We start from the raw sequence: 26,005 nt of genomic DNA, 5'->3' as shown, positions 1-26,005 counted from the left end.
ACCTCTACAGCTTCGAGACGACGCTCGTCGCGAAGTAAGAGGCCGCACGCGATCGAGGTCCCGATCGGGCCGGGAAACAGCGCGTCGTTTCCGGCCCGATCGGGACCTCGGTACGGATCAGTCAGCGAGGCGTTCGAAGGATGCCGTCAGGTCCGCAGCATCCGAGGCGATGACGTCGGCGTCGACGAGGTCGCCGGCACCGGCCAGGAGCGCGTCCGACCACGTCTGGAGGATCTCCTCCGCGGCCCCTGATCCGTAGAAGAGGTCGCGCAGTCTCTCCAGCTCGCTCTCGTACAGCGCGTGGAAGTCCTCGTCGGCAAGGAAGCGCGTGGCCAGGATGTTGGAGCCACCGCGACCCCCGCCTCCGCCCATCTCCGGCCCGGCGACACCACCGGTATCGTCCGGCCGGGCGGGTCGGTTCGCCCCGGCATCGCCCTCGGGCGCTCCCGCGTCACCACGGTCGGGCATCGCCGTCCCGTCACCGCGGGCACCGCCTGCCCCGGCACCCCCTGGTGAGGCGCCGAAGGCGAGATTGAGGTCCCAGTTGACGACGGTCATCAGGTCGGTGTCCGCATCGTAGGCGAGGTAGGAGTTGTTGCCCGGCCCGTCGATGTCGTCGAAGTTGTCGACGAGGTCCTGGAACGCGAGATAGGTGGCGAACTCCGTCACATCGAGGTGCTCCGACAGCTCGGCGCTGAACGTGTCGTCGTCGGAATCGTTGATGAACTCCAGGAACGAGATGAGCGGACTGAGATCGTCTTCGCCCGCCTCCTGATCGAAGACGTCCGTGTAGGACTCCGCGTCGCCGCCGCGGTAGGAGTAATCCCCGCCCGACTCGGCCTTGTAGAGCGAGGTCGCGCCGAGGGTGGACTCGTTCCAGCTTTCGCCCGGGTTCTCGACGACGAGGCGCAACGACGTGGACCCCCCGATCGTGAACCGCGTGGCCGCGGCCTGCTCGCTGGCGAGCCCCGCCCGGTCGAGGAGATCGAGCGCGACGGCTTCGTTGAGCGATGTCTCAGAGCTGTTGCCTCGGACGACGAACTCGGTGATGCCCTCGTGGTTCTGGTCGTCGACGAACTTGTCGAGCCGGATGACCCAGGGGATGCCACTGGGGTCGTCATCGCTCGTGACGCTCTTCAGCGACGAATTGCCCTTCAGCTTCAGCCCCGCACGCTCGTAGACCTGGCCATCGATCGTGACGGTGACCTCGATCCACTCCTTGTCACCCGTGCTCCCGTACGTCTTCAGAAGCTGGGCGAGCGCGTCCTCATCCGCGTCGACCGAGATCGCATGCACCGTCGAGGAGTCCCAGAAGCTGGCCGTCGAGGTCGCGGCGCCGGCGGCATCCGTCCCCTCTCCCCCCTCCTCGACGGCCGGCGCGACGCATCCCGCCAGAACGAGGGCGCCGACCGAGACGAGGGCGAGCGAGAGAGTGAGGCGGAGGTGTCGAGTGCGCATGCGTCGATGACACCCCGCCTCCCTTAATCGCGCCTAAGACGCGACTAAAGGCAGCCTTCGGGACTCAGCGCTTGCCGGCGATACGGCGCGAGACGATATCGCGCATGATCTCGTTCGTGCCGCCGTAGATGCGGTGCACGCGGGCATCGAGGAACGCGCGCGCGATCGGGTACTCCATGATGTAGCCGTAGCCGCCGTGCAGCTGGACGCAGGCGTCGAGCACCTCCCACTCACGCTCGGTGGCCCAGAACTTGACCTGGGCGGCATCCTCCGCCGAGAGCTTGTTCTCGCCGTAGAGGGCGATCGCGCGGTCGATGTAGGCCCACATGACGTCGACCGTCGTGACGAGGTCGGCCATCGCGAAGCGCGTGTTCTGGAAGTCGATAATCCGCTGACCGAAGGCCTCGCGGTCCTTCGTGTACGCGATGGTCCATTCGACACCGGCCTGCGCGGCGGCCGCGCCGGCAACGCCGATCGACAGGCGCTCGAGCGGCAGGTTCATCATCAGCTGGATGAAGCCCTTGCCCTCCTCGCCGCCGATGAGGTTCTCATCGGGCACGAAGACGTCGGTGAAGCTGAGCTCGGCGGTGTCGTGACCCTGGAAGCCCATCTTGTGCAGCTTCTTACCGTGGTCGAACCCGGCCATGTCGGCCTCGAGCAGCAGGAGCGAGAAGGCGTCGGGGCGGTTGCCCTCGCCCGTCTTGACGAAGACGACGAAGATGTCGGACGTCGTCCCCGACGAGATGAACGTCTTCGCGCCGTTGACGATGTACCCGCCGTCGGTCTTCTTCGCCGTGGTCGAGATGCCGCGCAGGTCCGAGCCCGCGCCGGGCTCGGTCATCGCGAGCGCGCCGAGGATTTCGCCGGTCGCCATGCGCGGCAGCCACTTCTGCTTCTGCTCCTGCGTGCCCATGTGCACGAGGTACGGCACAGCGAGGTCGTCCTGGATGCCGAAGGCACCGGCGAGCGAACCCGCTCCGGCGCGGATGATCTCCTCGTTCACGACGGTGCGGAAGCGGTAGTCCTGAAGCATGCCCGCACCACCGAACTCCTCGGGGACGCTCAGGCCGATGACGCCGGCCTCGCCCGCCGCGAGCATCGTGGCGCGGTCGAGCTCGCCCGCGGCATCCCACTGTTCGCGCTTCTCGTTCGTGACGTACCGCTTGACGAACTCCTTGACGACGTCGCGGAACGCCTCATGATCCTCGTCGTAGATGTTCCGCTCCATGCGCGGACCCCCTTCGTGTCAGTGCTCTCACGCTCGCGCGACGCTGCGCTCGTGGGCGGCGTCGCCAGCCTCCACTGTACGCGCGTCGTGGGATCGGATGCCAGGGTGGGCGCGACTCAGTTCCGCGGCTCAGCCGACCGTTCCGGTCCGCAGATATCGGGCATCGTCGAGGAACGAAGAGGAGAGTGGATGCCGGAGGGAGACACCGTGATCACCGCACTCACCCGCACGGTCGAGCACATCGAGGCGCATCTCGGCGACGAGCTGGATGTCGGCGCAGTGGCCAGGACGCACGGCACGACGGAGTACCACCTCCGCCGGATGTTCTCGTCGCTGGCGGGGATGCCGCTGTCGGAGTACGTCCGGCGGCGACGGATGACCGCGGCGGCAGGCGAGGTGGTCGGGGGCGAAGACCTGCTGACGATCGCGGTGCGCTACGGCTACGGCTCGACCGAGGCGTTCGCCCGGGCGTTCCGGGCGGTGCACGGCATCGCCCCTTCCGTCGCACGGCGTGACGGAGGCCCCCTCCGCACACAACCCCGGCTCAGGTTCCGCCTGACCGTAGAAGGGAGCATCCCCATGGACACCCGCATCGTCGAACGACCGGCCTTCCGCCTGATCGGGCGAGCGGCACGCGTGCCGCTCATGCATCGCGGGGTGAACCCCGCCATCCAGGCGCACATCGCCGCGCTTCCCGCGACCGAGCACGCGCGACTGAAGGGGCTGAGCGACACCGACCCGGCCGGCCTGCTGCAGGTCAGCGCCGACGTCGACCCCGACTACACCGAGGGCAGCAAGCTGACCTATTTGCACGGGGTCGCTCGCGCCGAGGGCAGCACGGTTCCCGCGGACCTCGATGTCGTCGACGTACCCGCCGGGACGTGGGCGGTGTTCCGCACGAGCGGCGCCTACCCGCAGGCGCTGCAGTCGACGTGGGCGGCGACGGCGACCGACTGGTTCCCGGCGAACCCGTGGCGACTGCGACCGGGGCCGTCGATCGTCGCCGTCCTCGATCGCGCCGACGACTTCTCGTCCGCGACGTGCGAGCTCTGGCTGCCCGTCGACCAGGAACCTCAGCCGTAGTCGGGAGCGGCCTCGAGGCCGAAGAAGTCCTCGAGGGTATGGAACCCGCCGTCCGCATACGCGGCGGCCATTTCGCGGCCGATGAAGCGCAGGTGCCACGGTTCGGCGGAGTATCCGGTGGTCGGCGTGTGGCCCTCCTCGTAGCGGACGATGAAGCCGTAGCGCCAGGCGTTCTCGACGATCCAGTCGGACTGCGGGGTCCCGCCGAAGCCGTCGTGGTCTCCGCATCCGGAGTCACAGGCGACGACGTCGACCGCGAGTCCCGTCTGATGCTCGCTGTGCCCCGGGCGAGCGCTACGAAGGTCTGCGGCGGCCTTGCCGCGGTTGGCGACGTGGCGGTTGTACGTCTCGACCTGGTTGTCATAGGGGCGGAAGCCGCTGCTCACACCGATCTTGCCGGCTCCGGCGGCGCCGAGGTCCGCGGACAGCTCGTCGAGAGCGGCGGCGGTCTGGTCGAGCAGCCACCCGCCCGCGACGATCCGAAGGCTTTGCGGTCGCGCCTGCGGCGTGGGCCAGTGGTCGATCGGGCTCAGTGGATGCCTCTTGTTCGCGACCACCCAGAGGCGGCCGGCCTCGTGCAGGTCGATGCAAGGCGCCTCCCCCTCGGCGACGGCTGCCCGGAAGGGTTCGGCGCCGCCGAATGCCGTGATGACGTCCCGATCCGAGCCGCTGTCGAGTGCGGTGACGACGGCATCCGTCTCGCAGATCGGCGGGGTCTGGTCAGGCTGATCGGCCTCGGGCGTGGAGGCCGCGGGCAGGGAAGCCTCAGCCGCGGGTGGCGACGCGGCGGGATCGGATGCCGGATCGGCGACGGCGCCCTCCGGCGCGAACGCACGAGACAGGACCATCACGAGCGCGACCGTCACGGCCGCAGCGAGGGTCAGGAGCACGAGAGCACGCCGCTGGCGTCGCCTGCGGAGCACCCGTCGCCGGGCGGCGCTCCTCGTCTCTGACACGTGACCAGTCTCGCAGTCACCAGTGGGCATCCCCGGTGTTCGATCATCTCGCGTGTGTCGTTGACAGTCTTTCGTATATGTGTTCGACTGTGGAGATGCGGTGGCAGGGGCAGGACATCTCGACGGTCGACGACGCGGCACTGCCCGGCCTCGAGTCGATGGGTGGGCTCGTCCGCTCGGTCACGACACCGGAGTTCGCGGGGATGACCTTCCACGAAGTCGTCGCCAAGTCCGCGCTGAACCACGTTCCGAGCGGATCGGCGATGCCGTTCTCCTGGACCGTGAACCCCTATCGAGGTTGCTCGCACGCCTGCACGTATTGCTTCGCTCGCAACACGCACACCTACCTCGACCTCGACGCGGGCGCGGACTTCGATTCGCAGATCGTCGTCAAGGTGAATGTCGCCGAGGTCCTCGCCCGTGAGCTCGCCAAGCCGTCGTGGCGACGTGAGCCGGTCGCCCTCGGCACGAACACCGATCCGTATCAGCGGGCCGAGGGGCGGTACACACTCATGCCCGGCATCATCGACGCGCTGACGGCCAGCGGCACGCCGTTCTCGATCCTCACGAAGGGCACGCTGCTGCGTCGCGATCTGCCGCAGCTGACGGATGCCGCGGCCCACGTCCCGATCCACATCGCCATGTCGATCGCGATCCCCCACGAGCCGCTGCGACAGCTCCTCGAAGCGGGAGCCCCGTCGTTCCAGGCGCGGCTCGACACGGTGAAGGCTGCGACGGATGCCGGTTTCTCAGTGACCGTCTTCCTCATGCCGATCGTGCCGCACCTCACCGACGGGGTCGATGTCCTCGATGATGCGATCGCGCGGATCGCCGCATCCGGAGCCCGTCGTGTCGTGTTCGGCGCACTGCACCTGCGACCCGGTGCGAAGGAGTGGTTCTGGGCATGGCTCGAGCGGGAATGCCCCGACCTCGTGCCCGCCTACCGCGGCCTGTACCCGGGGGCCTCGGTGTCTGCGCCGAAGGGGTACCGCTCCTGGCTGTCGGCGCGGGTCCGGCCGCTGCTGCGGCGCCACGGCCTGCACGGTCGGCTCGAGGAGGAGGACGTCCCACCGCGGGGAGCGGGTCCGGTGCGGACCACGGGGCCGGCGATGAAGACCGCGACCCGGGAACAGGCATCCGCGATGCTGTTCTGACTCAGTCGTCCGGGATCAGGCGCTTGCCGAGGACCGAGGTCGCGTCGCGGGCGTAGCCGAGCGTGTCGTAGAAGTCGGTGACGGCGTCGTTGCCCTCACGGACCATAAGCATCACCTTCGGACAGCCGAGTGCCTCGAGTCGACGCTCGGCTTCGGCGACCAGCATCCGTCCGATGCCCTCACCGCGGCGCGCCGGATCGGTTGCGAGGTAGTACAGCCACCCGCGGTGTCCGTCGTAGCCGGCCATGACCGACCCGACGACACGAACGCCGTCGGACGCGACCAGCGAGAGGTCGGGCCAGACGGCGCGGGCACGCGCGATGTCGCGGTGCGGGTCGTTCCAGGGACGCGTCAGGCCGACCGCGTGCCACAGCGACACGACCGGCTCGACGTCGGGATCACCGAGTGGGCGGATGACGATCGGCATCCGCCCACCCTAGTGAGCGATCTCAGGCGTCGACGTTCGCGGCCTGACGACCCGTGATCTCTTCGAGCACGTCGTCGCCGGCGCGCGCCTCGTCGAACGGCGCGTCGATCTCGGCGCGCTCGAGCATTTCGGTCATGCGCCGACGACGCTGACGCGTGATGAGGGTGACGACCGTGCCCGCGCGGCCCGCGCGACCGGTGCGGCCGGAGCGGTGGGTGTACGTCTTGTACTCGTCGGGCGCGTCGGCCTGGACGACCAGGTCGATGTCGTCGACGTGGATGCCGCGGGCTGCGACATCGGTCGCGACGAGCACGTTCACCTTGCCGTCGGTCAGGCGCTGCAGGTTGCGCGTGCGCTTGGCCTGGTTGAGGTCGCCGTGAAGGGCGACGGCGGCGATCCCGGCATCCTCGAACTGCTCGACGAGCATCTCGGAGTAGGCGCGCGTGCGGGTGAAGACGAGCGTCTTGCCGTCGCGGTCGACCAGCGAGGTCAGGATCTCGGCCTTGTCGCGGTGGTCGATCACGAGCACGCGGTGGTCGATCGTGCTGGTCTCCTGCGTCTCGCCGGCGACCTCGTAGACGGCCGGGTTCACGAGGAACTCGTCGACGAGCGCGGCGACCTCTCGGTCGAGCGTGGCGGAGAAGAGCAACTTCTGCGCGTCGTCCTGCACGAGACGGAGGATGCGCTGCATCGGCTCGAGGAAACCCAGCTCGCTCATGTGGTCCGCCTCGTCGAGGACGACGATGCCGACCTCCGACAGGTCGAGCTTGCCCTGCTTCTCGAGGTCCTCGATGCGGCCGGGAGTGCCGATGACGATGTCGACGCCCTTCTTGAGCGCGCCGACCTGACGGCCCTGCGGCACGCCGCCGTAGACCTGCGTCGTGAACAGTCCCACGCTCTGCGCGAGCTCCTGCACGGTGCGGTCGATCTGCAGCGCGAGCTCGCGCGTCGGCGCGAGGATCAGGGCCTGCGGCGAACGGCCCCAGGCGCGGCGCTTGCCGGCCTGACCGCGCAGCACGCGCTCGACGAGCGGAGCGCCGAAGGCGATCGTCTTGCCCGAGCCGGTGCGGCCACGGGCGAGCACGTCACGGCCATCGAGGATCGGGCGGACCGTGGCCGCCTGGATCGGGAACGGGCTCGTGGCGCCGAGGCCCTCGAGGGTCCGGACGATGTTCTGGCCGAGGCCGAGGTCGCTGAACGAGGCCTGCTCGACGGATGCGGCATCCACCGCTTCGGCCTGGAGACGCTCGTGCACGACGTCGACGTGGTCCTGGTGCGCCTTCGACTTCTCGGCGGCTTGCCAATCCGACCGGTTCGCTCGCTCGTCGCGGCGGGGCCGCTCGTCGCGGCGGGGCCGCTCGTCCCGGCGGGGACGGTCGTCGCGCTGCGGGCGGTCGTTGCGGTCGAAACGCGGACGCTCCGTCCGGTCATCACGACGCGGACGGTCATCGAACGAACGCGCCGGACGCTCGTTCCGGTCGAAACGCGGACGCTCGGTCCGGTCATCCCGACGCGGACGGTCGTCGCGCTGCGGGCGGTCGTTGCGGTCGAAACGGGGACGCTCCGTCCGGTCATCACGACGCGGACGGTCGTCGAAGCTGCGCGCCGGACGCTCGCTGCGGTCGAAACGGGGACGCTCCGTCCGGTCATCACGACGGGGACGGTCATCGAACGAACGAGCCGGACGCTCGTTCCGATCGAAACGGGGACGCTCAGCGCCACCGGAACGATCGAAACGCGGACGCTCGGTCCGGTCATCCCGACGCGGACGGTCGTCGAAGCTGCGCGCCGGACGCTCGCTGCGGTCGAAACGGGGACGCTCCGTCCGGTCATCACGACGCGGACGGTCATCGAACGACCGAGCCGGACGCTCGTTCCGATCGAAACGCGGACGCTCAGCACCACCGGAACGATCGAAACGGGGACGCTCGGCGCGGTCGAAACGCGGGCGCTCGCCCTCGGCGTCGCGACGGGGACGGTCGTCGAAACCGCGGTCGCCGCGGCTGTTCGAGCGGATGCCGCGGGCTTCGGCCCGGCCGGCACGGTCCTGCTCGGTCCAGCGACCCTTCGCGGGTGCCGACTCCTCGGCGGCGCGGAAGCCGCGGTGCTTGGGGCTCTTGCTGCCGGTGGTTCCGGCGGAGGCCTGACCCGGGCGACGCTTCGCGTCCTGGTAGGAGGTCTTCTTGCCGTAGCGGGGTTCGAAGTTCTGCGCGCGGCCGCCGGCCGGCTTCTTGTTCTTGGGCATGCGTGTGCTTTCTGAGTTCTCGCACGAAACAGCGCCGTGCGCCACGCACGGTGATACCCGGACTTCCGTCGGCCGGGGGCCATTCCAGTTACTGGTTCCGAAACCGCGGATCGGGTTTCGAGATCGGCCCCGAGGACTACACAGGATGCCCGCGCACAGCGCGGTGTCCTCCGCCGACTGCTCCACGATACCCGCCCCACCTGAGAAGCCGCCGCGCGGATACGCTGGCCGCATGGCCGCCGACCCCACCGGAACCCGCTTCAGCCTCCACGCCGCCGACGTCTCCGCGGAGATCACCGAGGTCGGCGCCGCGCTCCGTGCGCTGCGCGTCGGCGATGTCGATCTCGTACCGGACTACCCCGACGACGTGCCGACACCCGCGGCATCCGGCATCGTCCTCGTGCCATGGCCGAACCGCATCCGCGACGGCCGTTGGGAGGACGACGGCGAGCTCCGCCAGCTCGCGATCACCGAGCCGAAGTTCGGCAACGCGTCGCACGGGCTGCTGCGGTTCGCGTCGTACCGGGCCGAACAGCGGACGGATGCCGACCTCACCCTGAGGGCCGACGTGTTCCCGCAGACGGGGTACCCGTACCACCTCGAGAACCGGGTGACCTACGCGCTCGAGGGGCGCGGCCTGCGCGTCACGCACGCGGTCACGAACGTCGGGGACGGCGATGCGCCCGTCGCCGTCGGGACCCACCCCTACTTCCGCATCTCGGACGTCGACACTGCCGACCTGTCGCTGCAGCTCGAGGCGCGGACGTGGTTCCGTCTCGACGAGCAGAACATCCCGGTCGCCGAGGAGCCCGTCGATGACGACCACGACCTGAGCTCACCGCGCCGCGTCGGCGACCTGTCGCTCGACGTCGCGTTCGCCGGGCTCCCCCGGCGGGGCGGCCGTATCGAGGCTCATCTCGTCGCACCCGATTCACGGCGTCTGACGGTGTGGGCCGGCGAAGGCTTCGAGTACGTGCAGGTGTTCACGACCGACCGGTTCCCCGGCCACGACGTCGCCGTCGCGATCGAACCGATGACAGCGCCCGCCGACGCGTTCAACTCCGGCAGAAGCCTCCGCCGACTCGCGCCCGGCGAGACCTGGACGCTCGAGTGGGGTGTCGACCTCACCGAGGCCGACTGACCCTCACTCCTCGCGCCGCGGCTCGTCCGTTTTGGGTTCCTCGACGGCAGCCGACGCGTCCATCGGGATCTCGACGTCCGGCGACTCCTCGATGACGAGCGCCGTGTCGACGGCCGCCGCACCGGTGACGGCAGTGGATGCCGCGTCCCGTCGCGCGCGACGCGTGAGCGGTGCCGGGGTGCCCGCCGACGCGTCGGCGACCGCCGGGACCGCGTCGCCGCGCTTCGCGGCGCGACGCTCCTTGGCGCCTTCGACGAGGTTGTAGAGCGCCGGCAGCACCAGCAGGGTCAGCACCGTGGACGACACGAGGCCGCCGATCACGACGATCGCGAGCGGCTGCGAGATGAAGCCGCCGTGCCCGGTGATGCCGAGCGCCATCGGCGTGAGCGCGAAGATCGTCGCGAGGGCCGTCATGAGGATGGGCCGCAGACGGCGAGCGCCACCGGCGAGCACCGCCTCCGGCGTCGACAGTCCCTTCTCGCGGTACTGGTTGACGAGGTCGATGAGGACGATCGCGTTCGTCACGACGATGCCGACGAGCATCAGCACTCCGATGAGCGAGGCGACCCCCAGCGGCACGCCCGAGGCGATCTGCAGCAGGATCGCGCCGGTCGCCGCGAACGGGACCGAGACGAGCAGCAGGATCGGCTGACGCAGCGACTTGAAGGTCGCGACCATCACGATGTAGACGATCAGGATGGCGGCGAGGATCGCGAGTCCCAGCTGCGCGAAGGCATCCTGCTGCTGCGTGACGACACCGCCGACCTCCGCGTCCGCTCCCTGCGGGAGCTTCGCGTCGGCGAGCGCCGCGGTCACGGTGGCGTTGGCGGCGTTGAGGTCGTCGCTCGACGGGGTGACGGTGACGGTCGCCGTCCGCTGACCGCGCTCGCTCGTGATCGAGGACGGGCCTTCGGACTGCGTCACGGTCGCGACCTCGTCGAGCCGGATCGGACCCGACGCGCCGGCGATCTCGAGCGCCCGCAGTTGCGCGATGGTCTTCGGGATCTCGGACGCCTGCAGGTAGACGGTGAGCGTCGAGTCGTCGATCTCGACGGTGCCGATCTGACGGGGCTGCATCGTGTTCGAGACGAGACCGCCGACGGCGACCTCGGAGAGCCCGAGTTCCGCGGCCTTGTCGCGGTCGACGGCGACCGAGACGAAGGGAAGGGATGCCGAGAGGTTCGAGTCGACCTGGTCGACGCCGTCGGCGTCCTTCAGCTGGGCGACCACCTTGTCGGTCGCGTCGCGGAGGACCCCGGCGTCGGGCGCCGTGATGTCGACCTCGATGTCGCTGGAGCCGAAGCCGCCTTGGGCTGCGGCGACGGTGACGTCACCGGCATCCTTCAGGTCGGCGACGGCCTTCTGCACGTCGGTCCGGATCTGCTCCTGATCGGCGTCGGGGTCGGTCGTGATCGAGTAGGTGATGCCCGTGCCGCCGCCCGAGAAGGCGTCGCGGAGCGCGGAACCCGAGGAGCCGATGGAGGTCTGGACGGTGTCGACGCCGTCGACGTCGAGGAGCACCGCTTCGACGCGCTTCGCGGCGGCGTCCTGACTGCTGAGGCTCGCCGTCGCGCCGATGTTCTGGGTCACCGTGAACGTGTTCTGGCCCGAATCGCCCAGGAAGTTGACCTTCATGAGCGGCACGGCGAGGATCGTGCCGCCGAGCACGAGCACGGCGAGCAGCAGGGTGACCAGGGAGTGGCGGAGCGTCCAGCGCAGCACCGGCAGGTACGACTTCTGCAGGCGGCTCGGCGGGGCGGTGGGGTCCTCGGGGTCGATGGCCCGACCCGAGGCGTCCAGGACCGGCTTTCCCGGCCGCAGGAACCAGTACGCGAGCACCGGGACGATCGTGAGCGCGACGAACAGCGAGGCGAGCATCGCGATGGTGACGGTCAGGGCGAACGGACGGAAGAGCTCGCCCGTGAGGTCGCCGACGAACGCGATGGGGAGGAAGACGGCGACGGTCGTGAGGGTGGATGCCGTGATCGCCGCCGCGACCTCGCGCACCGCCAGGCGGATCGAGGCCAGCTTGTCGGCGTCGCCGACGTAGTGCCGCTTGATGTTCTCGATGACGACGATGGAGTCGTCGACGACGCGGCCGATCGCGATCGTGAGCGCGCCGAGCGTCAGGATGTTGAGCGAGTAGCCGAAGGCCTGGATGCCGATGAACGTGATGAGCACGCTCGTCGGGATCGAGATGGCGGTGACGAGGGTCGACCGCACCGACAGCAGGAAGATCAGGATGACGACGACCGCGAACGCGAGGCCGAGCAGGCCCTCCTGAGCGAGGGCCTCGATCGACTGCTCGATGTAGGGGGCCTGGTCGAACACGACCGTCACGGTCGCGCCGTTGCCGAGGTCGTCCTTGATCTTCGTGAGCGAATCGCGGACGAGGTGCGAGACGTCGACGGTGTTGGCGGCCGGCAGCTTCGTGATCGACACGGTGAGGGCGGGCTTGCCGTCGACGCGCGAGATCGAGGTGACCGGGTCGGTGTCGAGCACGACCGTGGCGACGTCGCCGACCGTGAGTGCGCCGGCGGCGATCTGGTCGGCGTTGGTCGGGACGAGCGGGAGTGCGGCGATGCCGTCGACGGAGTCGAGCTTCGTGCCCGTCTGCACCGTGAGGGTCTGGTCGCCCTCCGAAACCGTGCCGCCGGGGAAGAGCGTGCCGTTCTGGTCGAGCGCGTCGGTGATCGCCGTCTGGGTGTACCCGGCGGCCGCGAGCTTCTCCTGGTCGGGCGTGATCGTGACGCGGGACGTCCGGCCACCGACGATCTGGGCGGCCGCGACCCCGTCGAGGTCCTCGACGTCGGGGATGACCGCGTTCTCCAGGCGGTCCTGGACGGCGGCCTCGTCGTCGTACCCCGTCACGGCGAGCGAGATGACCGGGAGGTCGTCGGTCGAGAAGGCGAGGACGTTTGTGTCGAGGCCGTCAGGCAGCGAATCGATCCGGTTGATCGCCTGCAGGATCTTCTGCTCGGCCGTCGCGAGGTCGGTGCCGTACGCGAAGGATGCCTGGACGATCGACGCGTTCGTCGTGCTCGTCGACGATGTGGACTCGAGGTCGGGGACCGCCTGGATAGCCTGCTCGATGGGCGTCGACACGTCGTTGTTGACGACGTCGGGTGAGGCACCCGGGTAGGTCGTCAGGATCGACAGCTGCGGCAGCTGGATCGGCGGGATCAGCTCCTGCTTGAGGCTCGTGAGAGCGAGGCCTCCGAAGATCGCGGCGACGATCGTGATGAGGGCGATGAGCGCACGGTTCTTGAGGCTGAGGACGGCGAGGTGAGACAACGAAGGCCCATTTCCACAGTGCAGGGGGCGGTGCGGGGATGCGCGCAAGTATCCCACGCGCCGCAGGGCCCCAGGCTGGGAGGGCGTGTCAGGACAGGATGAGCGTCCGGATGGCGGATTCGGGCGACACCGAGGTGTCGAGGAGGATGCCGCGACGGTACCGGTCGAACACGCGCGGATCGATGTACGAGCTGCGGGCGACCGACGGGGTGTTGCCGAGCGCCTCGGCGGTCACCTTCACCGCGAGCACCTCGGCGCGCGCGAGTTCGCTCTTCTTGGTCGTGGGGCCGATCCGCGCGAGGGCGTCGGCCGCGGTGATCGTCCCGCGGAGCGTCCGGAAGTCCTTCGCCGTGAAGGTTCCGCCGGTCATGGATCGGACGTAGAGATTGACGTCGCGAGGGCTGAGAGCGACGCGCCGCCGCCCGCGCAGATAGGCGAGCAGCGGCGAGGCGGGCCGCCCGCCCACGAGCAGTTCGACGGCCGCTGCGAGGTCGACATCGTCGACCTCCATCTCCTGTCGCTGACCGCTCTTACCGGGGAAGCGGAGGGAGACCACAGTGCCCTCGACGACGGCGTCCCGGCGCAGGAGGGTCGTGAGTCCCCGGCTGCCGTGCTTCACGAGGTAGCGCTCGGCGCCCACGCGCGGCGCGGCGAGGTCGAGAAGCCGGAACGCGGCGGCGAGCACACGCTCCTGATCGATGTCCTGTCGGCGGAGCGATGTCGTCACCCGGCGGCGCGCTCGCGGCAGAGCCTCGGCGAGCTGCAGCGCACGCGCGTACTTGCCCTTGTCCCGACCCGCGGTCCACTGCGGGTGGTAGCGGTACTGCACCCGCCCCGCCTCGTCGACGCCGGTAGCCTGCACGTGGCCGTTCGCGTCGGCGCAGATCCAGACGTCCTGCCAGGCCGGCGGCAGCACGAGGGCGCGGACCCGTTCGGCCTCCTCCTTCGGGAGGGGATTGCCGTCGGCATCCAGGTATCGGAACCCGGCGCCCGAACGCAGTCGGCGGTAGCCGAGGTCGACACCGGGCCGCACCCGCTTCAGGCGAGGCACGTCAGTGCGATCGGAGCATGTCGATGAGGTCGGCCTTGCGCGCCCGGGAATACCCGCTGAGGCCGAGCTCCTTCGCTCGTCCACGAAGGTCGGCCACCGTCCAGTCCTCGTAGTCGCCGGCTGCGCCGCCGCGCTTCCCGACCGCCTTCCGGCCGTCGCGGGCCGCCGCGTTGGAGATGCGGGCGGCCTTCTCCTTCGAGGCACCGTCGGCGCGGAGCTCCTCGTAGAGCTCGGGGTCTTTCAGGCTGTTCGAGCCGCGTCCTGCCGGCATGGTGCATCCGCCTCACGTGTCGATCGCGGGTAAGGATCGCCCGCGTGCGGCCACGTTATGTCACCGCAGGGCCAACCTGTCAAGGGCCTGTGATCACCTGAAAGAACGCTGATAACAATGTCTAGACGCACACCCGCGTCACCCCCGCCCCGGCGGACAACGGAGACAAACAGAGGGAGCCTCCAATGAACCTCGCACTCATCATCATCATCGTGATCGCCATCGTTTTGGCCATCGTCGGGAGCCTGAACAGCGCTCTGAACTTCCTGCTGTGGGTCGCCATCATCGTCGGTGTCATCGCTCTGATCGCATTCTTGCTGCGAGTACTCCGCAAGAACGCCTGATCGTCTGACGCACTCCCCCAGGTGCGTCAGCGGCGCTCTCCCCCAGGAGCGCTTCGAGGCCCCCTCCCGACCACGGTAGAGGGGGCCTCGTCACGTCCGGCATCCGATCACGCGCCGACGTGATGGCGGAGCGCCTCCCTGACGAAGGTCGCACCGGCGGCTCCGCCGTAGTTCTTCGCGAAACGATCGTCCGCCACGTACATGTCGCCGAGCCCGAGGACGTAGCCGCGGACGTCTCCACCCTCGGACGCGGGTGTCCCCGGAATCGCGCGGAGCCACGCGACGTGCAGCGCCGCGAGCTCCTGCGCCTCATCGGAGTCGGGACGGATGCCGCGCTCCGCCGCGCGTGCCCATTCCTGGGCGAGCCGCGCCGTGTCTTCCTGCCACTGCTTCTTCTCGGCGGACGGCATCCCGCGCCACCAGGCGTCTGATCGTGCGTACGCGTCCGCGCCCCAGCGGTCGGTGACCTCCTGTCGGTGGGCGGTGTGATCGAAGCCGTCGAACATGGTCTCGGCCATGGGTTCCTCTCCTCTTCTTCTCGCGTCGAGGGTCGACGCGACGGCGGCGATCTGCCGCTCGATGCGATCCCGCTCGGATTCGAGCAGGTCGAGGTGGGCGCTCAGCGCCTGCTCCTCGGGGACGTCGTCGGTGAGCATCTCGGCGATGCGCGGCAGGCCGAGACCCCACTCGCGCAGCAGCAGGATGCGTTGCAGTCGACGCAGGGCGGCAGCGTCGTAGAACCGGTAGCCGCCCGGGCCGACCCGCGTCGCCGGCAGCAGACCGACGTGGTCGTAGTGACGGAGCGTTCGGCTCGTCGTCCCGGCGAGCCGGGCGAGCTGCTGGATCGACCATTCGCGCGTCATGGAGATCACGCTAAGAGTTGACGCCACGTCAAGGTCAAGTGCGCACCGTCGCTGACCATCTCGACACTCGAGATATATCGTGTTATCGTCCTTCCAACGCGATATATCTTGATTCGCGCTCATCCGCAGGAGACAACATGACTCTCGAGAAGTGGCTGGTCCAGCCCGGGGAGACCCGCATCATCGACCTCGACGGCATCCGTCGACTCAAAGTGGGACTCGTCGGCGGTCAGATCGACGTCGTCGCCCATGACGAACCGGGCGTCCGCATCGAGGTGCACTCGGTCACGCAGAAGGAACTGCGCATCGAGGCTCAGGACGGCGCGATCGAGATCGACCACGCGCAGCTGCGCTGGGACAACTTCCTCACGTCCTTCCGCAACTTCGGCAGCGGCGGCCCCCAGGCCGAGATCAGCATCGCGGTCCCCCGGGACATCGCCCTCACCCTCGGTGTCGTGAGCGCGAGCGCGCTCGTCGCCGGACTCGCCTCCGACGCGAAGCTGAACACCGTCTCGGGCGACATCATCGTCGACGGTCTCACCGGCGACGTGACGGCGAACTCCGTCTCGGGGGACGTGCAGATGCGCGGTCTCACCGGGACGCTCAACGCCAATGCCGTCTCGGGCGCCGTCACCGCGGTCGGCACGATCCGCACCGCCTTCGCCGATACGGTCAGCGGAGCCGTCCTCATCGACTCCAGCGGCCCCACCCAGAACGTGTCGTTCAACACCGTGAGCGGAGCCGCGACTCTGCGCCTCGACGAGGCCGTGGCCGCGAAGTACACCCTCCGCACCGTCAGCGGGAAGCTCCACGTCGACGGCATCGACCGCTCGCAGAGCGGGATCGGCTCGAACTACACCGGAACCGTCGGCGAGCTCAGCGGCTCGTTCGCCGAGGTGCGCGCCAACACGGTGTCGGGCGACGTCACCGTCATCCGTCGGGTCGCCGCCGCGATCTCCGACGACGCGCCCGTCGCCGAGGAGTACTGACATGCCCCCCGTCTTCTCGCACGGTGATCTGCGCCTCTACCTGCTGAGCCTGCTCGACGAGGCGCCCCGGCACGGCTACGACCTCATGCAGGCGCTGTCGGACCGCACCGGTGGCACCTACACACCGAGCGCCGGCACCGTCTACCCGCGCCTCTCGAAGCTCGAAGAGGAGGGGCTCGTCACGAAGACGGTGGACGGCCGCAAGACCGTCTACGAGATCACGGATGCCGGTCGCGCCGAAGTCTCGGCCCGTTCAGGCGATCTCGCCGGAATCGAAGCGGGTCTCGCCGACAGCGTGCGCCTCATCGCCGACGAGGTGCGTGCCGGTGTCCGCGAGGCCATGCGCAGCCTGCAGGCCGATCTGGCCGCGGCATCCCAGCCCTCGTCCTCCCCGACGCAGCCCGCGGCGCCGGACCCGCGCTCGGCCGCCCGTGAACAGGTGCGCCGCGCCGACGAGCTGCTGGCGGAGTTCCGTGCCGAGCTGCGCGCCGACCTCCGCAGTCATGTCGCGCGGGGCGGCGACCTCGCGGCATCCGTCATCGACGACCTCAAGGTCGCTCTCGACGACGCGGCCGAGGCCGTCCGCCGGGCGACGCGGGGCTGATCAGGCCCCGGGCCAGAGCTCCTCGGGCCAGGACTGCCGTTCGCGCCACGGGTCCTCGTCATCCTTCACCGGTTCGCCGGTGGGGACGACGAGGACCGGTCGGGGCTGACGGTGAGCCAGCCGTGCAGCGACCGAGCCGGTGAAGAACTCCCGGATCGAGTCGCCGATCCCGCGCTTGCGGGTGCCCACGACGATCAGTCGCGCCTCGGTGCGGTCGGCGAGATCCTTCATCGCCAACGCCGGGTCCCCGGCGAGCATCTCGAGCTGCCACGCGATGTCGACGCCCTCGAGCGCACGTGCGGCCTCGTCGCGGAGCTGGGACTCGAGCGCCTCGCCGGGGACCGCGTCCAAGTTGATGGGCGCGGTGTGGACGTACCCGTCGGGGTCCTCGTAGGAGACGAATCGGGTGACATCGACGTGGACGACGAGCAGTGACGCCCCGTGCAGCCGGGCGTAGTGGGCGGCCTCGCGCAGCACCCGCGACGGTTGCCGCGGCACGATCCCCACGATGACGGGCCGATGAGGGCGACGGGCGGTCGGCTGCGATGCGGCATCGGACATGGCAGATCACCTTCCTGCTCGCCGCCCGCGAGGGCGGTGGGAACGCTCCGTGGTACCCTGAATGCTACTCTTCCCGGCCTCTGCCGGACTGTGACTGCGTCGGGCTGCCGGACCAAGCCCGCACTCGTGAAATGAGGGGGTTACGCATGGGGCGTGGCCGTCAAAAGGCGAAGAACACCAAGATCGCCCGTGAGCTGAAGTACGACACCTACAGCTTGAACATCAACGCGCTCGAGCGGGAGCTCGGCGCGCCTGGTGACGAGCAGTACGAGGACAAGTGGGCCGATCAGTACGCCGATGAGGACGACGAGGACGACGAGTCCGAATCCTCCTCCCCGTCGCTCGAGAAGGCCTGACCTCCCGGGTCGTACTCACCACGATCCGTGGCGCTGTTCCCACTCCTGTTCGACCGTCTTCCGTCGCGCGATCACGACGCCGGCCGGGAGTGCGAGCAGCGAGATCACGATGAGGATGACGAGGGGCGCCGTCCATGACCCGCTCGCGTCGTGCAGCAGCCCGATGCTCAGCGGGATGAACATCGTCACGCCGTAGCCGAGGCTCTGCGCGAATGCGCTGAGCGCGACGGTCGCATCGTGCGTACGCGTGCGAAGACCCACCGAGGTCAGCACCAGCGGGAACAGCAGCGGCAGCGTGCCCAGCAGCGACACCCACAACCAGGGGGCGGATGCCGGGGCCACCAGCAGCCCGCCCGCGCCGAGCACCCCGCACGCCGACGCGATGACGAACAGCGGCAGCACGATGTCGCGGCGTGCGACGAGCGCCGGCACGACGAGCGAGGCCGGCAGACCGATCAGTGCGAACAGCGACAGCAGGACGCCGGCGACCTGCGGGGTGACCCCCGCCGTGTCGACGAGGATCTTGGGCAGCCACGCGAACGACGTGTACGCGACAGCGCTCGATGCGAAGAACGTGGTGGCGAGCGCCCACGCGGTGGGGAGACGCCACATCCTCCCGAAGACACGGGTGCTTACCGGCGCGAGGTCGACGTCGGCGTCCGCCGCGAGCCGCCGGGCCTGGAGTGCCAGCACGATCCACGGCGCGAGCCCGGCCAGGGCGAAGACGGCCCAGAGCCCGAGCGAGACGCGCCAGCCCGCGGCATCCGCGATGGGCACCGCGATCAGCGGGGGCAGGAAGGTCGAGAGAGCCATGGTCGTCGTGTAGACGGTCGTGAGCAGGCCGATGCGGTCGGCGAAGTACTTCTTCACGAGCGCGGGCACGAGGACGTTGCCGACACCGACGCCGGCGAAGATCAGGGCCGACCCGAGCAGCAGCCCGGACGCGTCGATCGCTGCGGCCCGGGCGACGAGCCCGAGTCCGACGACCCCGAGCGCGACGAGGGTCGTGCGCTCCAAGCCGAAACGGCGCTCGAACCCCGAGGCGAGCAGACCGAACACCGCGAAGCAGAGCGGCGGCACGGTGCCGATGAGACCGAGGACGGCGGCGGGAAGGTCGAAGTCCTCGCCGATCGCATCGAACAGGGGCGACAGCGACGCGACCGCCGACCGCAGCGAGAACGCGAGCAGGACGATGCCGACGAGGGCGAGGATCCGACCCCGTCGCACGGCGATGAGATCGGAGGACGTCACCGATTCAGCCTAGGCGGCTCAGGACTCCTGCGTGCCCTCGACCCAGGCGAGGTACTCGTCGCTCACGGTTCCGGTGACGTACCGACCGTCGAAGCAGCTCATGTCGAGGTCTTCGACGTCGGGCGCGCCCTCGAGGATCGCCGCCTTGAGGTCGTCGATCTCCTGGTAGACGAGGTAGTCGCAGCCGAGTTCCTCGGCGATCTCGGGGATCGTCCGGTTGTAGGCGACGAGTTCGTGACGCGACGGCATGTTGATGCCGTAGACGTGGGGGAAGCGGATGGGCGGCGCGGCGGAGGCGAACGTCACCGACTTGGCCCCGGCATCCCGAGCCATCTGGATGATCTCCTTCGAGGTCGTGCCGCGCACGATCGAGTCGTCGATGAGGAGGACGTTCTTGCCCTTGAACTCGGTCGACATCGCATTGAGCTTCTGGCGCACGCTCTTCTTGCGGATCGCCTGCCCCGGCATGATGAACGTCCGGCCGATGTAGCGGTTCTTGTAGAAGCCCTCGCGGTACTCGATGCCGAGCTTGCGCGCGACCTGCATCGCGGCGGGACGCGACGAGTCGGGGATCGGCATGACGACGTCGATCGACCCCTCGGGGGTGTACTTCGCGATCGTGTCGGCGAGGCGCTCGCCCATGCGCAGGCGCGCCTCGTAGACCGAGATGCCGTTCATGACCGAGTCGGGACGCGCGAGGTAGACGTACTCGAACGAGCACGGCACGAGCTGAGGGCTCGGCGCGACCTGCTGCGTGAACAGGTTTCCCTCGAGGTCGATGAACACGGCCTCGCCCGGCTCGACGTCGCGGACGACCTCGAAGCCGGCGTTCTCGAGGACGAGCGACTCGGAGGCGACCGTCCACTCGTACCGGCCGTTCTCGGCCTTGCGGGTGCCGAGGATCAGGGGGCGGATGCCGAAGGGATCACGGAAGGACAGCAGCCCGTAGCCGGCGATGAGGGCGATCGCGGCGTACGAGCCCTCGACGCGCTGGTGGACGCGCGTGACGGCCTCGAAGATCTGCTCGTGGTCGAGCTCGAGGCCCGAGATGACCTGCTGCAGCTCGTTCGCGAGGACGTTCACGAGCAGCTCGGTGTCGGAGCTCGTGTTGAGGTGACGACGGTCGGTGCGGAAGAGCTCCTCGGTGAGCTCGCGCGTGTTCGTCAGGTTGCCGTTGTGGACGAGGACGATGCCGTACGGGGCGTTGACGTAGAACGGCTGCGCCTCCTCCTCGTTCGAGGCGGTGCCCTTCGTCGCGTAGCGGACGTGGCCGAGGCCGATCGTGCCGAGCAGCGAGCGCATGTCGCGGGTGCGGAACGCCTCACGGACCATGCCGCGGTTCTTCGCGATGTGGAAGATGCCGCTGGCCTCGGCGGTCGCGATGCCGGTCGAATCCTGCCCGCGGTGCTGCAGCAGCAGCAGGGCGTCGTAGACCTCTTGGTTGGCGGGTCCCTGAGCGACGACGCCGACGATTCCGCACATAGGTGTAGCTCAGTCCGTTTCTGCGTAGGAGCCGACCAGGCGCACTGCGCCCCCGTCGACGCCCTTCGCGCCCTGCTCGTAGTCGCCGGCCGGCAGTGCCGCATCCGACACCGTCCCGACCTGCCAGGTGTGGATGCCCTCCGCAGAGAGGGTGGATGCCGCGGCGTCGGCGGTCTCGGCGGAGACGACTGCGAGGAAGCCGACGCCGAGGTTCCAGGTGCCCTCGGTCTGCTCGAGCGTCAGCCCGCCGATGTCGGCGAGGACGCGGAACACGGGTGACGGCGACCAGGTGGAGCGGTCGATGTCGACCCAGGTGCCGACCGGCAGCACGCGCGCAAGGTTGGCGGCGATGCCGCCGCCGGTCACGTGGCTGAGGGAGTGGATCGCCCCGGGGTGCGCGTCGATCGCGCGCAGCAGCGGCGACGTGTAGAGGCGCGTCGGCTCGAGGAGTTCCTCGCCCCACGTCCGGCCGAAGTCGGCGGCGTTGTCGCCGTAGCCGATGCCCGCGTTCGCGATGATGTGGCGGATGAGCGAGTAGCCGTTCGAGTGCGGGCCGCTCGAGGCGAGGGCCAGCACGACGTCACCCGAACGCACGCGGTCGGCGCCGAGGACGGCATCCGCTTCGACGACACCCGTCGCCGCGCCCGCGACGTCGTAGTCGTTGATGCCGAGGAGGCCGGGGTGCTCCGCCGTCTCGCCGCCGACGAGGGCTGTCCCGGTGGCGGAGCAGCCGTCGGCGATGCCGCGGACGATGTCGGCGATCCGCTCGGGGAAGACCTTGCCCGTGGCGATGTAGTCCGTCATGAAGAGGGGCTTCGCCCCGACCACGACGATGTCGTCGACGACCATGCCGACCAGGTCCTGGCCGATCGTGTCGTGCTTGTCGATCGCCTGCGCGATGGCGACCTTCGTGCCGACGCCGTCGGTCGAGGTCGCAAGCAGCGGCTTGGCGTAGCCGAGCAGAGCGGATGCGTCGAAGAGGCCGGCGAAGCCGCCCACACCCCCGAGGACCTCAGGGCCGTGGGTTCGACGGACGGCCGATTTCATCAACTCGACGGCGAGGTCTCCCGCCGCGGTGTCGACGCCGGCAGCGGAATAGGGATTGGTGGGGGTGGAGGCCACCCGCACAGCCTACCGGCCACCGGACGGGGTGATCCGCCATCGTCGCCACGGGACGCCGACCACAGGGGAGCCATAGGATGTCGCCATGAGCGGGGCTGAACGGCCCGAGTGGGTCGTACGGGAGGATGCGAGCGCGACGGTGATCGTCGCGCTGTTCGTGCGCCAGGCGCTCGGCATCCGTGCTCCCGAGGAGCTGCCGCACCTGCGGGGCGCTCCCGCCGCGCAGCCCGTCGACGACGATGACGCGGCGGTGCTGCAGCGGCAATGGCTCGCGTACTGGGCGATGTCGGTCGAGCCGCAGGCGCATCCCTCCCCCGTCCCGCTCGACCTGGTCGACGGGTTCGAGACGCTCGCCGTGCTGCCCGTCGAGGGGTTCGACGAGCTGCGGGCGGCCATGGCTCCGCTGGCGGGGGACGCCGTCGCCTACGCGAACTGGGCGAGCGAGCGCTACGCCGCGCAGGCCCGGTCGGGGTCGGCCAGCAGCTACCGCGCCTATGCGAGCGCGATCGCCGAGCACGAGCGCCGTGTCGGGCGGCGCGCGCACTCTTTCGAGCTCAACGTGCAGGTGCTCCCGCTGACGCAGCGGGGCGTGTGGTGGATCGGATCCCTCACGATCGCGGTCACCGACGGCCTGCGCGGCGACGTCGCGGCCTTCGACCCGGCGATCCAGCCGATCATCGCCGAACTCGCCTGATCAGTCGGACTCTTCGACGCGTTCCCGCTCGATGCGCACCGTCCGGTGTCGACGCGCCAGGACGCGGTCGAACGCCAGGGCGATGACGCCGCCGAGCGCGACCCCGGCGGGCACGCAGCCGAGCAGGAGGAAGCCGAACACCTGACTCTGCGAGTAGGTCGCGCCCGTGCTCTCGCTGATCTGACCGTCACCGAAGGCGAAGGTCAGGATGAGGGCGACGAGGATGCCGAGGGCGGCGCCGACGCCGAAGAAGGCGGCGAACTTGGGACTCCGACGCAGCTCGGCGGACTCGACGTGCGATTCGGAATGCTCGGCCATGCTCCCATTGTCCACCCGCGCCTCAGGGAAGCGGGTCGACGACCGGCTCGGGCTGCGCCGAGCGGGCGCTGTTGCGCTTCCGCCGCTGCACCGACCCGACGGCCAGCAGGGCGGCGAGAAGGGCCGCGATCCCCACGACGACGACCGGGACCAGGATGCCGGTGCCCCCGGCATCCTCCTTGTCATCCGCCGGCGACGCCGCGACGTCGGCGGGATCGGCGGTGGTGCAGGTGGCCACGACCGTCAGGTCGAGCGTGCCGCCCGCGCCCGACCAGAGGACCTCGCGCCCCTCCGGGGTGAGCTCGGTCGCGGCACCCACGCCGTCGAGGTTGACGGTGTCGTCCGACTCGGAGACCGCAGCAGCGCGGAAGTCGATCGTCGCCACCGGCGCCTGGGGCATCTGATCGGCACCGTCGGCCTGCACGTCGAAGAGCAGGGATCCCTTCTCGCCGTCGACGACGAGCGTCGGTGCCGAAAGGGTGGTCTTCACACCGGCCGCGCTCGTGAAGACCAGGGAACCATCGAATCCGACGCTGCCGGCCGGAGCGACCGGCTCGAGGACGCCCTTCCCGCCGTCGAAAGTGAGGGCGCCGTCGGCGGTGGCGACGGAACCCGTCGCCTGCACGTCGGCGGCACCGGCATCCCACACGACCTTCGCCTCCGTCACCGTGCAGGTGCGAGGGGCGGCGTGAGCGGGGCTCGCGCCGACGAGGGGCACGGTCGCGGCGAGGGCGATCGCGAGGATCGCGGTCGCCCCGAGGTGTCGTGCCTGCATGCGGTTCCTCTCCGCAGGAGATCGTACCGGCGGCTACGGGACTCCCAGGTCCTGGCGCGAGACCGAGGATGCGGGCGCGTCCAGCATCGGTCGCAGGGCGGTGGCGACCGCTCGGGTGCGCTCGCGGTCCTCGCCGAACCACTCCTCGCTCGCTACGACGACAGGCCAAGCCTCGGCCAGCAACGTCGACCCCTGCGTCGTGAGCCCCAGCCGGGAGTGCCGGCCGCGACCGGGTGCGGTCCGGCGCTCGATCAGGCCTCTGTTCGTCAGGCCGGCGAGCAGCGGCGTGACGCTCTGCGGCCGGATGCCGACCGCGCGGGCGAGGTCGGCCTGGCTGAGACCGTCCGCCGCCGCCAGCTGAGACAGGGCACCGAACTCGACAGGCGTGAGCTGCAGCGGCGCGAGGGCTTCGCCGAGTCGGCGCGCGATCTCGCGCGCGGCGCGGACGACGGTCCAGGCGGTGATCGCATCGATCTCATCGCGGGTGACGGGCTTGACGGACATGGGTTCAGGATAGGTATCGTTGTCGAGTATCAGATATCTGATTCTAGGAGGAATGGTGAGAAACATCGTCGCAGTGACCGGCGTGACCGGGGACGTCGGCGGCAAGACCTTGTCACTTCTGCACGAGGCGGGCGTCCCGGTGCGGGCGATCGTCCGCAAACAACGCCAGGCGAACGCCTTCGCGGCGCGCGGGATCGACGCCCGCGTCGCCGATCTCGGCGATCCGCACGCGCTGACCCGCGCGCTCGAGCGCGTCGATCAGCTCTTCCTCGTCACCGCGGTCTCGCCGGAGCAGGCGGAGCACGGCGCTGTCGGGGTGGCCGCCGCTCGAGCCGCGGATGTGCGCGCGATCGTGCACCTGTCCGCGTCCGACGCCGCCGAGGAGTCCCCGCTCCCCTGGGCTGCCGCCATCTGGAAGACCAACGAGCTCGTGCGTGCGAGCGGACTGGCGTGGACGATCCTCCACGCATCGGGATTCATGTCCAACCTGACGTCCTCTGCCCCGGCACTGCGGCGCGGCTTCCTGCCGCAGACGATGGGCGACGGCCGCATCCCGTGGATCGACACCGCGGACATCGCCAGGGTCGCGGCACGCGTCCTGCAGGACGGCGTCCACCAGGGAGCAGAGCACGTCCTCACCGGACCCGAGCTCCTTGACGGCCGCGCTCTTGCGCGTGCCCTCAGTCGCGGACTCGGGCGCGAGGTCCGCTACGTCCACCTGCCCAGCCGCGTGTTCGCCGGAATGCTCAGACTGACCGGCATGCCGACCTGGTTCGCCGAGGGGCTGCGCCAGCAGTTCGGACGCGTCGCACGCCGCGCGATGGACGGCATCGACCTGCGCACCGACGACGTCGAGCGTCTCACCGGACACCCGGCGCGATCGGTGACGGCGTGGGCGCGGGACAACCGCGCGACCCTGCTCGGGATGGGCTGAGCGACTCAGCGTCCCAGCGGTGCGAGGCTGGGGTGTTCCGCGACGGCGTCGGGACCGTACGTCATCAGGACAGTGATGACCGCCGCCGCCGGAACCCCCGGCCCGTGCAACATGAGCGGCTCAGCCGAGTCGAACTGGCATACGAGCGACCATTGTTCGACCTCGGGGTAGACCGCCGTCATCGCCCCGTAGTCGAAGCTCAGCCACTGTCCATTGGCATGGCAGATCAGCCTCTGGTTCGATGCGATCAGTCGCACACCCTGGTGTTCGCGCCACTGCGCGGCCGCGGCGGCCTCGGCTGCGGAGCGTCGTGCAGCGTTGCCCGCCGCGGTGACGGCGAGACCGGCCGCGACGAAGAGAGGATGACCGAAGAAGAAGCCCCCCGATTGCGCGTACGAGACGTTCTGACCGTAGAAGCGGGCGTAGGTGGCCGCTGTGTCGACGAAGAAGACCTCGTGCGGGCGGGGAATCACGTCCCACACCCGGATCTGCGGCGGCACCTGATGGGCGGCGAGCGTTGCGCGCAGCTGCGACGTGTCCGCCCACGCCCGAGCGAACTGCTCCTGCTGTGCGCGATCAGCGAGTTCAGCGCGGTTGTATCTTCCCGTTGCGTGCCGGCGATCACGCCTCCACCCGCTCACGGCTTTCACAACGCCGACGACGAAGAACACCAGGGCAATGAGTGGAAGCAGGAAAGCCAGTCCCAGAAGGCCTAGAGCCGCAAGGGAGGCGCCGACATCGGCCGGATCATCGGGGTCGACCTCCGAACTGATCGCCGCAGTCCACGAGATGAACACGACGTATGCGAGCACGCCGAGGATCAGAGGCACCACCCAGCTCAGATGCCTTCGCACGCGGCCGGAACGACGCTTCCCCTCGAACTCTCCCACGGCGCCAGTC

Annotated in this window: 26 protein-coding genes; 9 read left to right on the top strand and 17 right to left on the bottom strand. The window is 69.6% G+C overall.

Annotated elements, in window-relative coordinates; translation table 11 throughout:
* Nucleotides 1–117: 117 nt before the first annotated feature.
* On the bottom strand, nt 118–1,458 hold the full coding sequence (locus AC4NN1_RS13650) for a CotH kinase family protein (RefSeq protein ID WP_491955616.1): 1,341 nt from the start codon (nt 1,456–1,458) through the stop codon (nt 118–120).
* 64 nt (nt 1,459–1,522) lie between these two features.
* Complete coding sequence (locus AC4NN1_RS13645) at nt 1,523–2,686, bottom strand: acyl-CoA dehydrogenase family protein (RefSeq protein ID WP_491955615.1); 1,164 nt, start codon at nt 2,684–2,686, stop codon at nt 1,523–1,525.
* A gap of 189 nt (nt 2,687–2,875) precedes the next feature.
* Here AC4NN1_RS13645 and AC4NN1_RS13640 point away from each other — a divergent pair, with 189 nt between their 5' ends.
* A complete protein-coding gene (locus AC4NN1_RS13640; RefSeq protein WP_491955614.1) occupies nt 2,876–3,769 on the top strand; it encodes an AraC family transcriptional regulator in 894 nt (297 codons plus the stop codon).
* Here the strand turns inward: AC4NN1_RS13640 and AC4NN1_RS13635 are convergent.
* Nucleotides 3,760–4,725, bottom strand: coding sequence for a M15 family metallopeptidase (locus AC4NN1_RS13635; protein WP_491955613.1), 966 nt, complete (start codon nt 4,723–4,725; stop codon nt 3,760–3,762). The two genes, AC4NN1_RS13640 and AC4NN1_RS13635, sit on opposite strands and share 10 nt — an antisense overlap.
* A gap of 95 nt (nt 4,726–4,820) precedes the next feature.
* Here AC4NN1_RS13635 and AC4NN1_RS13630 point away from each other — a divergent pair, with 95 nt between their 5' ends.
* Nucleotides 4,821–5,879: an Rv2578c family radical SAM protein gene (locus tag AC4NN1_RS13630; RefSeq protein WP_491955612.1), complete on the top strand. Its 1,059-nt coding sequence runs from the start codon at nt 4,821–4,823 to the stop codon at nt 5,877–5,879.
* Nucleotide 5,880: 1 nt separating this feature from the next.
* Here the strand turns inward: AC4NN1_RS13630 and AC4NN1_RS13625 are convergent, their stop codons facing one another.
* Together AC4NN1_RS13625 and AC4NN1_RS13620 are read right to left on the bottom strand one after the other, a co-directional pair.
* Entirely contained in the window at nt 5,881–6,306 is a 426-nt protein-coding gene (locus AC4NN1_RS13625) for a GNAT family acetyltransferase (RefSeq protein ID WP_491955611.1), read from the bottom strand.
* Between the two features lie 22 nt (nt 6,307–6,328).
* Nucleotides 6,329–8,551 carry a DEAD/DEAH box helicase gene (locus AC4NN1_RS13620; protein ID WP_491955610.1) on the bottom strand — a complete coding sequence of 741 codons (2,223 nt, stop codon included), beginning with the start codon at nt 8,549–8,551 and terminating at the stop codon, nt 6,329–6,331.
* A gap of 232 nt (nt 8,552–8,783) precedes the next feature.
* Between AC4NN1_RS13620 and AC4NN1_RS13615 the strand changes: the two genes are divergently transcribed.
* Nucleotides 8,784–9,692 carry an aldose 1-epimerase family protein gene (locus tag AC4NN1_RS13615; protein ID WP_491955609.1) on the top strand — a complete coding sequence of 303 codons (909 nt, stop codon included), beginning with the start codon at nt 8,784–8,786 and terminating at the stop codon, nt 9,690–9,692.
* Nucleotides 9,693–9,695: 3 nt separating this feature from the next.
* Here the strand turns inward: AC4NN1_RS13615 and AC4NN1_RS13610 are convergent, their stop codons facing one another.
* The 3 genes from AC4NN1_RS13610 to AC4NN1_RS13600 form a co-directional block, all read right to left on the bottom strand.
* Nucleotides 9,696–12,986 (bottom strand): efflux RND transporter permease subunit, encoded by a 3,291-nt coding sequence (locus tag AC4NN1_RS13610; protein ID WP_491955608.1) that lies wholly within the window; start codon nt 12,984–12,986, stop codon nt 9,696–9,698.
* An 88-nt stretch (nt 12,987–13,074) separates the two neighbouring features.
* Nucleotides 13,075–14,037 carry a DNA topoisomerase IB gene (locus tag AC4NN1_RS13605; RefSeq protein ID WP_491955607.1) on the bottom strand — a complete coding sequence of 321 codons (963 nt, stop codon included), beginning with the start codon at nt 14,035–14,037 and terminating at the stop codon, nt 13,075–13,077.
* 1 nt (nt 14,038) lies between these two features.
* The gene (locus tag AC4NN1_RS13600) at nt 14,039–14,308 is read right to left on the bottom strand and encodes a DUF7218 family protein (protein ID WP_020097684.1); all 270 of its coding nucleotides are present in this window, start codon (nt 14,306–14,308) and stop codon (nt 14,039–14,041) included.
* Between the two features lie 185 nt (nt 14,309–14,493).
* On the opposite strand from AC4NN1_RS13600, the gene AC4NN1_RS13595 reads away from it, so the two are divergent.
* On the top strand, nt 14,494–14,652 hold the full coding sequence (locus AC4NN1_RS13595; RefSeq protein ID WP_491955606.1) for a hypothetical protein: 159 nt from the start codon (nt 14,494–14,496) through the stop codon (nt 14,650–14,652).
* A gap of 107 nt (nt 14,653–14,759) precedes the next feature.
* Here the strand turns inward: AC4NN1_RS13595 and AC4NN1_RS13590 are convergent, their stop codons facing one another.
* Nucleotides 14,760–15,515 (bottom strand): MerR family transcriptional regulator, encoded by a 756-nt coding sequence (locus tag AC4NN1_RS13590; protein WP_491955605.1) that lies wholly within the window; start codon nt 15,513–15,515, stop codon nt 14,760–14,762.
* Between the two features lie 137 nt (nt 15,516–15,652).
* Here AC4NN1_RS13590 and AC4NN1_RS13585 point away from each other — a divergent pair, with 137 nt between their 5' ends.
* Nucleotides 15,653–16,504, top strand: a complete 852-nt coding sequence (locus AC4NN1_RS13585) for a DUF4097 family beta strand repeat-containing protein (protein WP_020097682.1) — start codon at nt 15,653–15,655, stop codon at nt 16,502–16,504.
* A gap of 1 nt (nt 16,505) precedes the next feature.
* The gene (locus AC4NN1_RS13580) at nt 16,506–17,108 is read left to right on the top strand and encodes a PadR family transcriptional regulator (protein ID WP_363455993.1); all 603 of its coding nucleotides are present in this window, start codon (nt 16,506–16,508) and stop codon (nt 17,106–17,108) included.
* Here AC4NN1_RS13580 and AC4NN1_RS13575 read toward each other — a convergent pair whose 3' ends face one another.
* The gene (locus AC4NN1_RS13575) at nt 17,109–17,669 is read right to left on the bottom strand and encodes a universal stress protein (protein WP_491955604.1); all 561 of its coding nucleotides are present in this window, start codon (nt 17,667–17,669) and stop codon (nt 17,109–17,111) included.
* 146 nt (nt 17,670–17,815) lie between these two features.
* On the opposite strand from AC4NN1_RS13575, the gene AC4NN1_RS13570 reads away from it, so the two are divergent.
* Nucleotides 17,816–18,025 (top strand): DUF3073 family protein, encoded by a 210-nt coding sequence (locus tag AC4NN1_RS13570; protein WP_018187922.1) that lies wholly within the window; start codon nt 17,816–17,818, stop codon nt 18,023–18,025.
* 15 nt (nt 18,026–18,040) lie between these two features.
* Here the strand turns inward: AC4NN1_RS13570 and AC4NN1_RS13565 are convergent, their stop codons facing one another.
* Genes AC4NN1_RS13565 through purM form a run of 3 tightly spaced genes read right to left on the bottom strand, consistent with a single transcriptional unit; the run spans nt 18,041 to nt 21,886 of the window.
* The gene (locus tag AC4NN1_RS13565; RefSeq protein WP_491955603.1) at nt 18,041–19,276 is read right to left on the bottom strand and encodes an MFS transporter; all 1,236 of its coding nucleotides are present in this window, start codon (nt 19,274–19,276) and stop codon (nt 18,041–18,043) included.
* Nucleotides 19,277–19,294: 18 nt separating this feature from the next.
* Nucleotides 19,295–20,758: an amidophosphoribosyltransferase gene (purF, locus tag AC4NN1_RS13560; protein WP_020097678.1), complete on the bottom strand. Its 1,464-nt coding sequence runs from the start codon at nt 20,756–20,758 to the stop codon at nt 19,295–19,297.
* 9 nt (nt 20,759–20,767) lie between these two features.
* Nucleotides 20,768–21,886: a phosphoribosylformylglycinamidine cyclo-ligase gene (gene purM, locus AC4NN1_RS13555; protein WP_491955602.1), complete on the bottom strand. Its 1,119-nt coding sequence runs from the start codon at nt 21,884–21,886 to the stop codon at nt 20,768–20,770.
* A gap of 79 nt (nt 21,887–21,965) precedes the next feature.
* Here purM and AC4NN1_RS13550 point away from each other — a divergent pair, with 79 nt between their 5' ends.
* Complete coding sequence (locus AC4NN1_RS13550) at nt 21,966–22,574, top strand: zinc-binding alcohol dehydrogenase (protein ID WP_363455981.1); 609 nt, start codon at nt 21,966–21,968, stop codon at nt 22,572–22,574.
* Here the strand turns inward: AC4NN1_RS13550 and AC4NN1_RS13545 are convergent, their stop codons facing one another.
* From AC4NN1_RS13545 to AC4NN1_RS13535, 3 genes are read right to left on the bottom strand one after another with little or no spacing between them, the layout of a single operon-like run.
* Nucleotides 22,575–22,892: a potassium transporter Trk gene (locus AC4NN1_RS13545; protein ID WP_491955601.1), complete on the bottom strand. Its 318-nt coding sequence runs from the start codon at nt 22,890–22,892 to the stop codon at nt 22,575–22,577.
* A 22-nt stretch (nt 22,893–22,914) separates the two neighbouring features.
* Nucleotides 22,915–23,667 (bottom strand): HtaA domain-containing protein, encoded by a 753-nt coding sequence (locus AC4NN1_RS13540; RefSeq protein WP_491955600.1) that lies wholly within the window; start codon nt 23,665–23,667, stop codon nt 22,915–22,917.
* 33 nt (nt 23,668–23,700) lie between these two features.
* Nucleotides 23,701–24,171 (bottom strand): MarR family winged helix-turn-helix transcriptional regulator, encoded by a 471-nt coding sequence (locus AC4NN1_RS13535; RefSeq protein WP_491955599.1) that lies wholly within the window; start codon nt 24,169–24,171, stop codon nt 23,701–23,703.
* Between the two features lie 55 nt (nt 24,172–24,226).
* On the opposite strand from AC4NN1_RS13535, the gene AC4NN1_RS13530 reads away from it, so the two are divergent.
* Nucleotides 24,227–25,105, top strand: a complete 879-nt coding sequence (locus tag AC4NN1_RS13530) for an NmrA family NAD(P)-binding protein (RefSeq protein ID WP_491955598.1) — start codon at nt 24,227–24,229, stop codon at nt 25,103–25,105.
* A 5-nt stretch (nt 25,106–25,110) separates the two neighbouring features.
* Here AC4NN1_RS13530 and AC4NN1_RS13525 read toward each other — a convergent pair whose 3' ends face one another.
* Nucleotides 25,111–25,995 (bottom strand): hypothetical protein, encoded by an 885-nt coding sequence (locus AC4NN1_RS13525; RefSeq protein ID WP_491955597.1) that lies wholly within the window; start codon nt 25,993–25,995, stop codon nt 25,111–25,113.
* Nucleotides 25,996–26,005: the final 10 nt, after the last annotated feature.

The sequence above is a fragment of the Microbacterium sp. MDV22-iso44 genome, from assembly GCF_058629135.1.
The sequence above is the reverse complement of the archived record's forward strand: the minus strand, read 5'-3'. Positions and strand labels throughout refer to the sequence as shown.

Bases quoted from the DNA above. Each gene is read 5' to 3' on its own strand.
- purF (WP_020097678.1), bottom strand. From the start codon at position 20,758: ATGTGCGGAATCGTCGGCGTCGTCGCTCAGGGACCCGCCAACCAAGAG.
- AC4NN1_RS13625 (WP_491955611.1), bottom strand. From the start codon at position 6,306: ATGCCGATCGTCATCCGCCCACTCGGTGATCCCGACGTCGAGCCGGTC.
- AC4NN1_RS13650 (WP_491955616.1), bottom strand. From the start codon at position 1,458: ATGCGCACTCGACACCTCCGCCTCACTCTCTCGCTCGCCCTCGTCTCG.
- AC4NN1_RS13620 (WP_491955610.1), bottom strand. From the start codon at position 8,551: ATGCCCAAGAACAAGAAGCCGGCCGGCGGCCGCGCGCAGAACTTCGAA.
- AC4NN1_RS13645 (WP_491955615.1), bottom strand. From the start codon at position 2,686: ATGGAGCGGAACATCTACGACGAGGATCATGAGGCGTTCCGCGACGTC.
- AC4NN1_RS13615 (WP_491955609.1), top strand. From the start codon at position 8,784: ATGGCCGCCGACCCCACCGGAACCCGCTTCAGCCTCCACGCCGCCGAC.
- AC4NN1_RS13595 (WP_491955606.1), top strand. From the start codon at position 14,494: ATGAACCTCGCACTCATCATCATCATCGTGATCGCCATCGTTTTGGCC.
- AC4NN1_RS13550 (WP_363455981.1), top strand. From the start codon at position 21,966: ATGAGCGGGGCTGAACGGCCCGAGTGGGTCGTACGGGAGGATGCGAGC.
- AC4NN1_RS13630 (WP_491955612.1), top strand. From the start codon at position 4,821: ATGCGGTGGCAGGGGCAGGACATCTCGACGGTCGACGACGCGGCACTG.
- AC4NN1_RS13540 (WP_491955600.1), bottom strand. From the start codon at position 23,667: ATGCAGGCACGACACCTCGGGGCGACCGCGATCCTCGCGATCGCCCTC.
- AC4NN1_RS13640 (WP_491955614.1), top strand. From the start codon at position 2,876: ATGCCGGAGGGAGACACCGTGATCACCGCACTCACCCGCACGGTCGAG.
- AC4NN1_RS13585 (WP_020097682.1), top strand. From the start codon at position 15,653: ATGACTCTCGAGAAGTGGCTGGTCCAGCCCGGGGAGACCCGCATCATC.
- AC4NN1_RS13545 (WP_491955601.1), bottom strand. From the start codon at position 22,892: ATGGCCGAGCATTCCGAATCGCACGTCGAGTCCGCCGAGCTGCGTCGG.
- AC4NN1_RS13580 (WP_363455993.1), top strand. From the start codon at position 16,506: ATGCCCCCCGTCTTCTCGCACGGTGATCTGCGCCTCTACCTGCTGAGC.
- AC4NN1_RS13575 (WP_491955604.1), bottom strand. From the start codon at position 17,669: ATGTCCGATGCCGCATCGCAGCCGACCGCCCGTCGCCCTCATCGGCCC.
- AC4NN1_RS13600 (WP_020097684.1), bottom strand. From the start codon at position 14,308: ATGCCGGCAGGACGCGGCTCGAACAGCCTGAAAGACCCCGAGCTCTAC.
- AC4NN1_RS13535 (WP_491955599.1), bottom strand. From the start codon at position 24,171: ATGTCCGTCAAGCCCGTCACCCGCGATGAGATCGATGCGATCACCGCC.
- AC4NN1_RS13570 (WP_018187922.1), top strand. From the start codon at position 17,816: ATGGGGCGTGGCCGTCAAAAGGCGAAGAACACCAAGATCGCCCGTGAG.
- AC4NN1_RS13590 (WP_491955605.1), bottom strand. From the start codon at position 15,515: ATGACGCGCGAATGGTCGATCCAGCAGCTCGCCCGGCTCGCCGGGACG.